12 protein-coding genes and 1 pseudogene are annotated in these 14,116 nt (G+C 41.4%); 9 read left to right on the top strand and 4 right to left on the bottom strand.

Translation table 11 applies throughout. The features are described from left to right. Positions 1-32: 32 nt before the first annotated feature. Positions 33-590: a YceD family protein gene (locus tag O4M77_RS03085; protein ID WP_004783305.1), complete on the bottom strand. Its 558-nt coding sequence runs from the start codon at positions 588-590 to the stop codon at positions 33-35. Positions 591-687: 97 nt separating this feature from the next. On the opposite strand from O4M77_RS03085, the gene O4M77_RS03080 reads away from it, so the two are divergent. The 6 genes and pseudogenes from O4M77_RS03080 (at position 688) to O4M77_RS03055 (ending at position 7,516) form a co-directional block, all read left to right on the top strand. Next, on the top strand, positions 688-1,350 hold the full coding sequence (locus O4M77_RS03080; protein WP_323713808.1) for an elongation factor P hydroxylase: 663 nt from the start codon (positions 688-690) through the stop codon (positions 1,348-1,350). Positions 1,351-1,481: 131 nt separating this feature from the next. Continuing rightward, positions 1,482-2,032 (top strand): annotated as a pseudogene (locus tag O4M77_RS03075) (Sua5/YciO/YrdC/YwlC family protein). A 177-nt stretch (positions 2,033-2,209) separates the two neighbouring features. After that, on the top strand, positions 2,210-2,659 hold the full coding sequence (locus O4M77_RS03070; RefSeq protein WP_323713807.1) for a hypothetical protein: 450 nt from the start codon (positions 2,210-2,212) through the stop codon (positions 2,657-2,659). Positions 2,660-3,058: 399 nt separating this feature from the next. Beyond that, positions 3,059-6,130, top strand: coding sequence for a vWA domain-containing protein (locus tag O4M77_RS03065; RefSeq protein ID WP_323713806.1), 3,072 nt, complete (start codon positions 3,059-3,061; stop codon positions 6,128-6,130). A gap of 457 nt (positions 6,131-6,587) precedes the next feature. After that, complete coding sequence (locus O4M77_RS03060) at positions 6,588-7,205, top strand: L-threonylcarbamoyladenylate synthase (protein WP_323714084.1); 618 nt, start codon at positions 6,588-6,590, stop codon at positions 7,203-7,205. A gap of 38 nt (positions 7,206-7,243) precedes the next feature. Next, the gene (locus O4M77_RS03055) at positions 7,244-7,516 is read left to right on the top strand and encodes a hypothetical protein (RefSeq protein WP_323713805.1); all 273 of its coding nucleotides are present in this window, start codon (positions 7,244-7,246) and stop codon (positions 7,514-7,516) included. Between the two features lie 26 nt (positions 7,517-7,542). Here the strand turns inward: O4M77_RS03055 and O4M77_RS03050 are convergent, their stop codons facing one another. Beyond that, entirely contained in the window at positions 7,543-8,106 is a 564-nt protein-coding gene (locus O4M77_RS03050; protein ID WP_284880205.1) for a hypothetical protein, read from the bottom strand. A 449-nt stretch (positions 8,107-8,555) separates the two neighbouring features. Between O4M77_RS03050 and O4M77_RS03045 the strand changes: the two genes are divergently transcribed. From O4M77_RS03045 to rluB, 3 genes are read left to right on the top strand one after another with little or no spacing between them, the layout of a single operon-like run. Then, positions 8,556-9,350: a segregation and condensation protein A gene (locus O4M77_RS03045; protein WP_180104952.1), complete on the top strand. Its 795-nt coding sequence runs from the start codon at positions 8,556-8,558 to the stop codon at positions 9,348-9,350. Continuing rightward, on the top strand, positions 9,347-9,937 hold the full coding sequence (gene scpB / locus O4M77_RS03040) for an SMC-Scp complex subunit ScpB (protein WP_005234269.1): 591 nt from the start codon (positions 9,347-9,349) through the stop codon (positions 9,935-9,937). The genes O4M77_RS03045 and scpB overlap by 4 nt, the downstream gene beginning before the upstream one ends. 42 nt (positions 9,938-9,979) lie before the next feature. After that, a complete protein-coding gene (gene rluB / locus O4M77_RS03035) occupies positions 9,980-11,023 on the top strand; it encodes a 23S rRNA pseudouridine(2605) synthase RluB (protein WP_323713804.1) in 1,044 nt (347 codons plus the stop codon). Between the two features lie 201 nt (positions 11,024-11,224). Here rluB and O4M77_RS03030 read toward each other — a convergent pair whose 3' ends face one another. Then, positions 11,225-12,952, bottom strand: coding sequence for an ABC transporter ATP-binding protein (locus O4M77_RS03030; RefSeq protein ID WP_159123538.1), 1,728 nt, complete (start codon positions 12,950-12,952; stop codon positions 11,225-11,227). A 10-nt stretch (positions 12,953-12,962) separates the two neighbouring features. Then, positions 12,963-14,111: an ABC transporter permease gene (locus tag O4M77_RS03025; RefSeq protein WP_034170660.1), complete on the bottom strand. Its 1,149-nt coding sequence runs from the start codon at positions 14,109-14,111 to the stop codon at positions 12,963-12,965. Positions 14,112-14,116: the final 5 nt, after the last annotated feature.

Raw genomic sequence — 14,116 nt, 5'->3', positions numbered from 1 at the left:
ATTGTCTTATACGCATGAGTATAACACAAAAATTAGTTAAGTTTACCCTTCAAAGCTGCCAAAACTTCAAACGGATTATCCCGTTTTTCTTCAACAACTTCTTCTGCGGCAGGTTGATGCTTATGCTCACAAACGTCATGCTTAGGAGACAGCGGCATCAACAATAACAATTCATCTTCTATCAGTGCGAGTAAGTCAGCGGTGGCAGGTGCATCATATGAACCCTTCGTCGTTGCTTCACTTTCACCTAAGACGATGAAATCAGCATCCTCATCCAAGCGCTCTATCAGTGACTCATCATCCACAAGAGCTAGATGAAAATCTGAAACGAGTTCGATTTCAACGGTCTCCAGACAACGCTGGCATTCCATTGGAACTTTCGTTTCAACATGACCATCCAACCATGCAATGCGATGATAGGCATCCATTGATAGCTTACAGTCTATGTTAATCAATTGATCATCAATTGATCCAACAGCTTCACGAGCAATACGAACAAAGCGGGATAAAGGCAGTTGACCTGACCATTTAAAGCCCTGTTCAGCCCATTTAAACGGCTCAATCTGTGCCGGAAAGGTATTTGCTGACATAATTAAGGCGGCAATTCTACAAATTCATCAGAACTCTGTCAAAGATTAAGATACAATTTTGTACTTATTTAGACAGACCAATTGGGTAATTTCAGTCATGCATCTGTTGCAGCCGCAAACAGAAGTGAATGTTTCATCACTTGTTAGCACACTTTCAAGCTCTAATTCTGACAGCTCACGTCCACAAGTGCAACTCTCGCCATGGGCCAATTTACAAACAGAATCAGAACAGGTTGATTGGCTCATCTTACACTTTAATCATTGGTTTTCCCATCTGAATGTGACCTTGGTTAAAGGCGATTTTGAACCTGAATATTTCCCTGCCACAGACAATATGCCTGCCCGAATTCAATTCGCTCATGGCTTCTTTAATAGTGCCCTACATGAAATTAGTCATTGGACGATTGCAGGTGAAAAACGTCGCTTATTACCAGATCTGGGCTATTGGTATGCACCCGATGGGCGCACTGCCGAGCAGCAAGCTTTGTTTGAACAGGTGGAAATTAAGCCACAGGCAATTGAATGGCTATTCTCTAAAGCCTTCGGACGTAAGTTTCGTGTATCGCTCGACAATCTAACGGGTGAAGGTGGCGATGGCAGCAGTTTTAAAGACGATGTCTATGCTCAAGTACAACGCTATTTTTCAGGTGAAGCTAAATTACCACGTGATGCAGCCCGCTTCATTAGCTATATTTGTGCCTGTACCCGCGGTGGCAAAAATTTACAATCCGACGAATTTATTCGTGAAATGCTTGATTAAATTTATACAAATTTAGCGTGATTGATTGCATGTTCTATGCGGTCTATCTCACCATAAACTCAGCACAGGATCTGAGGTAGGCATTTATAATGCATATGCATGTACACCTAGATAATCTGTAGCCGCGTTTCATCTCACAGCTATGAAATGTATGCGTACTGGCGATGCAATTGTTAAACTAACTGATGCAGCCTATACAATGGGCTGCCAGATCAAGTATAAAAATACGATGAATAGATTGTCCAGACTGGTAGCTTAAGCCCTAAGCACCAAGATGCCCTTCTTCACTATCAGTTATCTACTATTGCGACTTATGAAAAAGTTAATCATGCCGCATATTATTTGCTGAAAAATAATACATCTGCCATGAGCACTTTTATTCTTCTAGTAACTAACGAAGTGCCTCGTTGTTTGATGCGCTCCAAGAAAAAACCATTGGCTTACTTATTCCGAGCAATCCTGTTTGCCAAATGTTATTACAGGAACCTGGCGAACCGCTGTTAACCTCAACCTTGATCTTACCCAGTCAGACAGATCCGCTTGATGATCTTTACGATATTAAAAGGCAACTTGGTAAACGCATGGATGTATTTATAGTGGTCTACGTACATTGAGCACAAGCTCTATTATGGATCTATCAGGTGATCAATCTGAAGTCATTCACCGCCTTATCAGTGAGTAACTACGTTTGAATCATGTGCTCACTGTTTTGAGTGCAGATATCGCACATTCTTGTCAAATTGTATATAATTCTATCAAACAATAATTTTAATTAAAAATTTACAATGGTTTTTTTATGCTCAATTTTAAAATAAAAACGATATGCCTTAAGCTTTTGATATTTACTCTGCCCTGTTCCATGGCATTTTCACAAACTGTTTTTTTACCTGTACAACAACAGCAATATCAATCAGAGGCAAATCGAGATACATGCATCAGCCATTTATATAATGATCAAAAACAGACGATTGCAGTAGCAGTAGATGGACATAAAATTTTTATTCATCCATCTCAATTGGGAAGCTTTTATTTATCTAACTTAAAATATGGTGTTTCAACAGAACCGTTAGAATTTTTTACAACCTATCCTCAGTATTACATTCTGCATCTTGATAAAGCAGAACACCTAAAAAATAAGTCTAAATTTCACTTAAAACTTTATCGTTATCATATAGGGGAAGAAAAAAAATTAATTGTGTCTGATACAGTGACACTTCATGAAACCTGTAAAAATAGCAAATTGGGTTCGATATTTTATCAACGCTCATCAGCATCTAAATTATTACAGTTTTTGTTTTATAGACATTGATGCAAATCGATTTTATCAAAATATGCATCATAAAAATTAATACAAATAACAACTTTTTTTTTATCAACACTACCATAACAAGAGAAAACTATGAACTTCTATAAAAATAGAATATTAATCACGCTCGTCACGGGGTTCTTGTTGAACACAGCTAGCCATGCTTATCAAATCAGTGACCATTCTTTAAAAGGATCAAAGATTAAGACATATCACGTCAAATGTAATACGAATACTATTGCACTTATTCGAATAAATAAAAAAGAAAATTCGGTTTGCATCGATCATCAAAATAATAACAAGCCAAAGCAATGTCTAAAAATGAGCACCCAAAGCATTCAACATGCGATTGATCAACTCGCTCAGCAAGTGTGCAAATAATTAAAATAAGGTCTTAGAAAAATGAAAATCAAATATCTCGTTGTCGCACTCTCTATGGCAGGTGCATTAACCACGACTATCTCATTACAAGCGTTTAAACCCACAGAAACCGCTCATGGTCATAAAAAGATCACCTTAGGCATTTTAGATGAAAACTACCACTATGCGGGTTTCTCCATCGATAAATTCTCAACACAACTCAATGATGGTAAAACTGTTTCTTTCACGCCTGAAGCTGCTGAACACGTTTATCAAGGAAACCGTTCTACTGACCAAGCTTGGGCAAGCTTTAAAGTCAAAGGGGAAAAAATTGACCTAGAAGGAGAACTTACTAATCCAGTTGCCCACTGCGATGATGAATTAATTGACGAATGTCGTAGCCGTATTGAGGCCCTGAAAATTAAGGTAATTTATCTACTTTCCGAATATATTAAAACTGAAAATCCACAAAGCTTAGGGCATGCACGTGGAAACTTAGGTAAAGCGCTCCATACAATTCAAGATTTCTATGCCCATAGCAATTTTGCAGACTTAAACACTCACGTCACTACTTATCAACCACTTACAAAAACCTCACCGATTTCAGCATGGGCAAAAGACATCACTGTCTGCCAATCACGATCTTGGTCTGTTAGCAAACCTATTGGTGGTTTCTCAACCAATGGTGGTAATTTCAAACTTATCGAAAAAGGCTTAGACAAAACAAAATATACCACTGGCTATTTCACTAAACGTTCTTTTTTAGGCACATCTACTGCAAGTGATATCGGCGGTGTGAAATGCGATCATGGTGTGGAAATGTCTGGCTTATGGTTATCAGGCATATCCAAAGACGTACCATATGCTCCTTTAGATGACGTAGAAACACTAAAAGATCGGACAACACCCACAGAGATCCATAGTCGAGCATCGAATCAAGCAGCTCAACACACAAAAGTATTTCTAAGTCAATTAATCTCAGATATCAAGCGCTTTGGTACCGCAGAAGATCAAGACAAAATGATCAAAGCACTACTCGGCATTGAAGATGAACCATTATATGGATTCATTATCGACGATACGGGCAGTATGAGTGACATTATTAATGGTGTAAAAAATCAAATTCAAAATTTGATTGACCGTGTCCTTAACGAAGCAGGCAGTGATGACTCAAGTATATTAACGCGCCAATTTTTAATGGTTTCATTTAACGATCCTCATGTCGGTGAGGTTAAAATTGCTGATGCAGAAACAATTAAAAATGCTGTAGCCAACCTGTATGCACATGCCGGTGGTGATTGTCCTGAAAAGGCCAATACTGGTATTTTAAAAGCCGTTCAAGCAGCACCTTCACAAAGTAAATTATTTGTATTCACCGATGCTTCATCAAATGATCGACACTTAGCTGGTCAAATTAGTGCAATTGCAAAAGAAAAGAATATCACCATCAATTACGCAGTTTCAGGTTCTTGCTCCCCTATTGACCCAAGCTATTATGAAGTTGCACATGCCTCAGGTGGTCAAGTGATTCTTGTTGACCACACTAGTGAGGCTGTTAGTGCCGCATTTACTTCGATTGCAATCGACAATATGGCAACCAATACACAACCTGCATTGATCAGCACAGGACAGCTTAAAGAAGAGCGCATTTTTGAAGTCAATGTTGAACCAAATGCTAAACGTTTATCGATTTTAACCAACTTGAGCAATGGCGATATCCGCTTTATTGCTCCAAATGGTGTAGAGATCTCACCTTCAACTGATATTCAAGTCAATGAATTCATTGGTGGTAAAGGTTTGAAAGTCACCAATCCAAGTCCAGGTAAATGGCGCATTCGCTTAAGTCCAGATTCAACAGCAGACTATAGTATTCGCTCAGATATTTCGAGTGAAACATACATTAAAGCGGTACGTTTTCTTGATCCGACACCGACAGGTAAATTTGGTCATGAAGGTTATCAAAATTACGGCAATGAGCCCGTTGTTGGTCAAAATCGTATCGAATTGGTACTCTCTCAAGGCATGATTGAGGCATCTGCATTCTTACTTGATCGTGAAGGTGCTGTACTTAAAGAAGTCCAGCTTTCTAGGGAAAATGATACTAATTTTTCGGGTGTCACTGACGTGACTGCAGAAACTGCACGTGTTGTCATCAAAGCTAAAAATGCGTCCAATCAACTTTTTGAACGTATCTATGCAATTCAAATTTCACCACGCAGCTTCCTGTTAGAATTAGCCAATGCTTCCGAGTTAATGCCTAACGCAACAGGACAACTTCGCTTTAAGCTGAAGAATTTTGATTTAAAAGACACCTATACCATTACAACCCAATCTGATGCCGCGAACGTTCAGGCAATTTCAAATCAAGAAGTGACTTTAGATCGCAACACAGAAGCACAGATCTCTATTGATGTTACAACTGGTGAAGCACAACTCAATGCACAGCATCTGATATTGGTCACAGCGACCAATAGTAAGGGTGAGCAGCAGACCTTTAATTACGTGTTTGAGTTAGATAAAGATACTGATAACGATGGAATTTCAGATCGTATTGAACAAGGTGGTTATGGTTTAAATCCTGATTTTGATGGCAATGATGATGGAATCGCAGATTGGCAACAAGCCAATGTAGTCTCAATGTTTTCACGCCAAAAACGAGGCTATTTAACTTACGCTGCACCTCAGGATGTCCAATTCAGTCAAACTTCTTCCATTTCATTAGATCATACTGAATCAGATGATTATGATTATGACTTGAGTAAATTCTCTTTAACCGGCAATGTTAAGATGGGGGCGAAATTAAATCTATATCTACATAACAATGTGATTGCTAAAGATTATTTTAGTTTCAATCAAGCATTATCTTCAAGTCAGGCAATCCCATTCTCTAAACATACCAATCACTTCACACTAGAGTTAAAAAATAATGATGATTATGATTTAGCACCTGAGGCAGATAAAATCACACATATTGGTGGCGTGAAGTCGATCCAATTCAGCATTTACCGAGAACAAGAGAGCGAAGCGAAGAAAAAAACCAAATCAGGCAGTATGTCTTTGTTCTTCATTGGTGGAATCGTGAGTTTGCTTCTCCTACGAAGAAAGCTGAAGTAGTTTAAAAAGTCTTATGAGATGTCCTGAGATTTTTCAATGTATGTAATCCTAAGCTAATGATGTCACTAAATGCATCATTAGCTTAGTCTCTAAACGAAACAATTAAAAAGAGACTCTATAAAACACGCGAGATAGCGGATGTGTATGTGTGTGATGATATAGAGATATTTGAGGAATTAGGCACCATTAACATCTTGATGGGATGTGTCCAGCAGCATTTAATGCGTCGTAAGTTAGATGTAAAGTTTCTAATGACTAGGTGTACCCTCAATACAATGTTATTCACCTTTTGAAATAGTCATATTGGGTTGGATGATTCAACCTGTTTTTCAGTCCAATTGAAGAGTTGATTTTTATTTAGCATTTTTCATTGAATATTCAAAAAATAACAAATAAAGATATTTTCATTGCATTAATTTCAATATCATAGCCTTATCAATCATTCAGGAGCAGAATGATGCTGCATTTACGTGTACATCCAGACAATCCGCAACCACGTTTGATTAACCAAGCCGTTGAACGTATTCGTGCAGGCGATGTTGTGATCTACCCAACGGATGCCGCTTATGCCATTGGTTGTCAGATTGGAAATAAGTCAGCCATGGAGCGCATTGCACAAATTCGTCGTTTAGATGCCAAACATCAGTACGCTATTTTATGCTGTGACTTATCCGATCTTGCGACTTATGCCAAAGTCGACAATGCCGTCTATCGTTTGCTGAAAAATAATACACCTGCTGTGACCACGTTTATTCTTCCGGCAACCAGCGAAGTGCCTAAACGTTTAATGCATCCAAAGAAAAAAACCATTGGTTTGCGTATCCCTACCAATCCTGTGTGTCAGATGCTGCTTCAAGAACTGGGCGAACCGCTGCTAACTTCAACACTCATCCTGCCAGACCACACTGATCCTCTTGATGATCCTTATGACATTGAAATGCAGCTTGGTAAGCGTATTGATGTGTTTATCGACAGTGGACTAGGCACATTAAGTACGACTTCTATTGTGGATTTATCAGGAGATCAGCCTGAAGTGATTCGTCGTGGTGTTGGTGATGTCAGTGCTTTTGAATAAATAAAGCTGCTTCTAATGAAGTCTCAGAAGAAAATAAAATGGATTTGTTTTATATCCTCCTGAACCTGAATGAATTTCCTGCCGATCATCTGATCTATGCTGAATTGCCTTGGACACTGGAATCCAAGGCAATATCTATCGATAAAAATTCCAAGCCAGAATTAAATCTGAATATCAACAATATTGAATACTCATACTTTCTTGATGTCGCGATGGCAAGAAAGCTTTTACAAGTTTATTCAACGAACAATATTTGTCTGGCAGCTACCTGCCAACGTATCATCGAATATGTATTGCGAGAGCAGAATTAAAATAACCTTATCACGCATGCCAAGATTTAATAGCTCGCTGCACGATCCTGAGTAGATGTACTGACCGCTGGTGCAACCGAAGGAACCTGATTATTCAAACTTGGCATTGGGGGTAACGGATCACCTTCTTTATAATGTTTTAACTGCAAGAAGTTGGGACATTCCGACAGTTTTTGCTGATGAGTTGCAAGTTCAGCACCAAACCTGTTTTTGACTGAAACATGAAAAGTGATTTGATCCTCTTCAAGCACATTCAATAACGCAGTCCGGGCTGTGGATTCCATAGTCCTAAAAGAATCAATAGAATTACAGCTCATGGTTTTGACCATTGCAGTAACACCGTCGGGTAAATCTTTGCCCGTATAAAGCGTATTACGCATATAGAAACGAATATGAGGATACTGGTCCAGTACGCTAAAATCCAGTTTCATGGCCTGCATCACTGGTTTGGCCTGCTCGACAAAGCTGGAAAAGCCGCCAGACTTCAGATTGGTACGCATTTCATTTTCAAGCTGCATGAGCTGATATTGAGGATAGCCCCAGAATACCCCTAAGCCGATGACGCCGATTAACACAAGTATGATTGGCATTTTTATAATTAACCTGATCTATGATTGTTATTTATCAATATTTTTTTGGCTATATTAGTTTATTTTTTAGGCGATAGATAACTGTTTTTTCTTATTTTTATCACATATTTCCTGATGAGCTTTAACTCAGTCACTATTTAATAGGTGTTGAGAATCTTTTAAAAATTTTCTATATGAAGTTACAGTTTCTTAAGCCACCCAGACTATATTGTATTTAATTTTAGCTAATATGCTGTTTAATATCAGACTTGTGCATTTTACCAAATTAAAAAAATAAAATTTCTCCTAAAATAAATATGGTTTTTTTGCTTTTGAATGCATATCTATTTTATTTAACGACAATTTTCCAGTACAATGCCAACTACTAAATTATGTGCTTTTTCTCCTGACAAGAGCTCGGGGAATAAGCCATTTCATGCCTTTGAAAATTCGCGTGGCTTATAATTGTAATGACTCAAATGCCTCATAACGCTATGGAATCTGCTCCAAACATCCGGGTTCTGGATGAATGGCAAAATACGATTCCAGAGGATCTGTATATTCCTCCAGCAGCGTTTGAAATTCTGTTAGAACATTTTGAAGGCCCCCTCGACTTTTTAATCTACCTGATCCAGAAAAATGGTTTTGACCTGTTGCAGGTTGATATCGCGCCGATTGCCTCCCAATATCTGTCCTATATGGATGCGATGAAATCCCTGAATATTGAGCTAACTGCGGATTATATGGTGATGGCTGCTTTACTGGCCGATCTCAAATCCCGTTTATTACTGCCTAAACCGAAAAGCGTGGCTGCAGTTGAACAGGATCCAAAACAGGACCTGATTGAGCGTCTGGAAAATTATTTACGGATCAAACAAGCTGCAGAACGTCTGGGTCAGATGACGATTCTGGAACGTGATACCTTTCAGACCAATGTTCACTTAGGCGAGTTTATCCAGCCCAATGAAGGTCATAGTGCCGATCTGCTGCGTGATGCCTTGCTTTGTGTCTTTAACCGTCCTGAACCGGTCATTCATCAGGTACAACAGGAGCCTGTTTTACTCGAAGAACGGATTGCCTATATTGAAAGCTGTCTGGAATCCGGTGAAGTCTTGTCTTTTGATAACTTACTCAAGCCAAGTCAGGGACGCATGGGTGTAGTCGTGACCTTTATGGCCGTGCTAGAACTCACCCGCCAGCAAAAAATTCAAATTATTGCCTCAGGTGTTGAGGCACCGCTCGCAATTCAAGGAGCACACGCATGAACACAGAACATAATATCTCCTTGTCTGCGGAAGATAATCTGCATGAAATTCTGATGCAGCTGGAAGCCATTATTTTTGCCAGTGACTCCCCGGTTTCCTTAGCTCGACTGAAAGAAGCATTTCAGGATCGCTATAGCAAGCAGGAGCTGCGCCAGTATTTACAACAGCTTTCCATGCTGATGCATGGCCGTTCTATTGAACTGGTTGAAACTGTGCAAGGTTACCGTTTTCAAGTGCGTGTAAAATATCGTAATATTATTGCACAGACCTGGCCTGAGCGACCGACACGCCTGTCCCCTTCATTACTGGAGATGCTTGCGGTGATTGCTTATCATCAGCCAGTGACCCGAGCTGATATTGAACAAATTCGTGGTGTCACGAATAACAGTCAGATTTTGCGTACGCTGTTTGACTGGAACTGGATTAAAGAATCCGGCTTTCGTGAACTCCCTGGAAGACCTGCGTTGTTAGTGACAACGCCACAATTTTTAAATGCGTTTGGCTTAAATTCTTTAGGCCAATTGCCTCCCCTGCAGGATGCCAAGGAAGCTTTTATGGCGCTCGATGCGAATGCACCGAAGTCATAAATAGGTGAACTGTTGAATAATTATTTCTAAGGTTATGCTGTCATGAGTGAAAAGTTGCAAAAGGTGCTTGCACGTGTTGGTTTGGGTTCTCGCCGTTATATGGAAGAAGTCATTGCCGCAGGTCGTGTGAGTGTGAATGGGCAGATTGCCCAAGTGGGTGAACGAATCGAACCAGGTGATGAGCTTCGCATCGATGGTCGTAAAGTGCAGTTCCAGATCGAAGACGAAATCCGTCGTCGTGTTCTGATTTATTACAAGCCAGAAGGCGAAATCTGTTCACGTAATGATCCTGAACAGCGTCCAACAGTATTTGACAACCTGCCATCAATTCAAGGCGATCGCTGGGTCATGGTCGGCCGTCTGGATATTAACTCGACCGGTCTGTTACTGTTCACAAATGACGGTGAACTGGCAAATCGTTTAATGCACCCATCCAATGAAATCGAACGTGAATATGCGGTTCGTGTCATGGGTGAAGTGACTCCACAACTGAAAAACAACATGCTGAAAGGCGTGGTGCTAGATGATGGTCCTGCGAAGTTTGAATCATTCTCTGAACTGGGTGGTGACGGGATCAACCGTTGGTATCAAGTTGTCGTGAAAGAAGGTCGTAACCGTGAGGTTCGTCGTATCTTTGAATCACAAGGTCTGAAAGTCAGCCGCTTGCTACGTACCCGTTATGGTACCGTGATTCTGCCACGTGAACTTCGTACAGGTCGCTGGATTGAACTGGATAAACAGGATATCGACAACCTGACCAAATCAGTTGAGCTGAAACCGCGTCAAGGTACCGGCTTATTCGGTATGGCGAAACGTCGTAATGAGCGTATGCAGGAAAAACCAATGGCAGCGCGCCGTGGTGGTTACCTGCGTCAGCAACGCCGTGATACCGATGAGCAGCAGCCGCAATACAACAACCGTGAACGTCGCGATGATCAAGGCTTTGGTCGTCGTGAAAACCAGAATGGCACCCAGTTTGCACGTCGTGACAACCGTGAAGAGAACCAGTTTGGCCGCCGCGAAAACCGTGAAGGTAATGCACCACGCGGTTTATATGGTGCGAATAAAGGCTTTAAAAAGTTCTAGGCTTTGAATAAGATAGAGTCACTTCGGTGGCTCTTTTTTTTTGCAAGAACAATAATAATGACCTAATTTTATCTATCCCTAGTCTTCTCAATAGAACCCGATATAAAAGGCGAATATCTCCCTCCTATTTCCTGAAAGTGAATTCCCATCATAAAAAATGCCCAGCAATGTGGACATTTTTTTATTTCGTGTTTTAGCAAGTTACTGCGGAATACCCTGGGGAATCGCACTTAGCAGACGCTTGGTATAGTCGTGTTGCGGAGACTGATACAGGTCATCTGAGTTGGCAATTTCCACCAGATCACCATGATTTAGCACCATGATCTGATCAGCAATATATTTCACTACTGATAAATCATGCGAAATAAAGATATAACTCAGACCAAACTCATCCTGTAAATCCTGCAATAAGTTCAGCACCTGTGCCTGTACCGATACATCCAGTGCGGACACGGATTCATCACAGATCAGGATTTCAGGCTTTAAGGTCAGACAGCGTGCAATTGCAATCCGCTGACGCTGACCACCTGAGAACTCATGCGGATAGCGATAGAAAGCTTGAGCCGGCAAGCTGACCCGTTCCAGCAGATCCAGTGCCATCTGTTTACGTTCTGCATCATCCTTGCCGATATGATGAATCTGCATCGGCTCCATCAGGATTTGTCCCACGGTAAAACGCGGATTCAGCGAAGCATACGGATTCTGGAAAATGATCTGAATTTTACGTTGATAGGCCGTAAACTCTTTTTCCGTCATCGACAAGATATCTTTACCCTGAAACAACGCCTTGCCGCCTGTGGCCTGCTGTAAACGCATCAATAGCAAACCGATTGTAGTTTTGCCAGAGCCTGATTCACCAACCAGTCCTAAGGTTTTACCTTTAGCCAGCTGAAAAGACACCCCTTTCACGGCCTGAAATTCATCTTTGCCAAATAGGCCTTTACGGCTATAGAAAGATTTTTTCAGATCGCGCACATCCAGAATAATCTCTTCATTACCTTTTAAACCACGAGAACGCTCCTGTTGTAGCGGAGCGTTCGCATGCAGGTCATGCGCCAGACTATCCTGTTTCATAAAGTCGCTAATCACCGGCAAACGCAAAGGACGGTGCGACAGCTGTGGACGGCAATGCAACAAGGCTTGGGTATAAATATCCTGAGGATTGTTCAGGACTTCTGTCACCGAACCTTGCTCACGAATCTCGCCATAACGCATTACAATGACCTGATCCGCAATTTCACCAACTACCGCTAGGTCATGACTGATGAATAACATCGACATTTGACGGCGCTGACGCAAGGATTCAAGCAGGTCCAGAATCTGTTTCTGGATAGTCACATCTAATGCCGTCGTTGGTTCATCAGCAATCAAGAGTTTCGGTTCACAGGCAATGGCCATGGCAATCATGACCCGTTGCTGCTGTCCACCAGATAACTGACTCGGATAAGCATCAATCTTGGTTTCCGGTGAAGGAATACCGACTTCCTGCAAAAGTTCCAGTGTTCTTTGACGGGCCTGCTTTTTATTCATGCCCAAATGCAGGCGTAGAATTTCAGAAATCTGCATGCCTACGGTAAACACCGGATTTAATGAGGACATCGGTTCCTGGAAGATCATGGCAATTTCCTTGCCACAGATCTGACGCATTTCACTCGACTTAAGTTTCAATAAGTCCCGACCTTCAAACAGGATCTGACTGTCTTCAGCGACCTTAGAATTTTCTGGCGCCAAAAGTCCCATCACTGCTAATGAAGTCACAGATTTACCACTTCCGGATTCACCGACTAACGCCACTGTGGTATTGGCCGGAATTTCAAATGAAATTCCTTTGACCGTTTCCACATATTGTTTATTTTCACCTTTAAAACTGACACGTAAGTTATCTACGCGAAGTAACGCGGGTGCTGTGCTTGGATTCATTTCAGACATCGCTGCGCTCCTATTTCAGTTTTGGATCTAATGCATCACGTAATGCATCAGTAAACATTGAGAAAGCTGTCACCAGTACCGCCATCGCCACCGATGCCGCAGTCAACTGCCACCATTTGCCTAAAATCAGCTCGCTTTGCGCTTCATTCAGCATACTACCCCATGACACCACACCAATCGGTACGCCAAAGCCTAAGAAGCTGAGAATGACTTCGGACTTGATAAAGGCCACTGCAAGAATGGACATTTGAACCAAAGCGATATGACTGACATTCGGAAAAATATGCACGAAGATACGGCGCATATTGCTTACCCCAATGGCTTTCGCTGCCAGTACATATTCACGTGCAGTATGCTTCATATATTCCGCACGAACCAGGCGGAATACCCCGGTCCAGCCGGTCAGACCCAAAATCAGGATAATCGATAAGATCCCTTTTTGTTGCAGTACTGCTGCAATCGCTAACACCAGCAACAGATAAGGAATAGAAGTAAAGATATTGTAGAACCAGTTCAACACATCATCGACCCAACCACCGAAATAGCCAGCAATCGCACCAAGTACTGTACCAATCACCACCGCAACCAGCGCAGCAATCAGGCCAACCAAGATTGAAGTTTCTGCACCTTTAATGGTTTTCAGTAGTACATCCTGACCCCATTTATCTGCGCCAAAGAACAGGCTCTGTTTAAGCTCACTACTCTGATCCAGTAACTGCCCCCCTAATTCCTGATCAATGGCTTTCATATCTTCAGCCAGTGGATCGACTACACCATAATAATCAATCACACCTGCGCCCTGTTCAGCAGCAATTTCTGCTTCCAGTTCTGCAATCACATCTTTTAAAGGATCAACTGGATTAACTGGTACTACGGCAGATTCAGTACTTTGATCTTCACCTGCCGCTCCAGGCATAGACGGTGTATAGATAAAGCTTGGGGGTGCATAACTCACCGCTACTTCTTTATTCCAGTCCTTGGCAATCACACCTGTCATGGAAAGCAGCAACATCAGCAGATAAAACAGCACCACAAATAGGGAGAACATCGCAATACGGTCACGTTTCAGACGACGCAACGCCAGCTGCCATAATCCGGTTGAAGCAGACTCAGGCACTGCTGAAGCATGTTGCTCTTTTTTAAATATCGCACTCAGCATAATTC

The organism is Acinetobacter sp. YWS30-1 (assembly GCF_033558715.1).
In the GTDB taxonomy this organism is placed as follows: Bacteria; Pseudomonadota; Gammaproteobacteria; order Pseudomonadales; family Moraxellaceae; genus Acinetobacter.
This window is presented reverse-complemented; position numbering and strand designations above follow the sequence as displayed.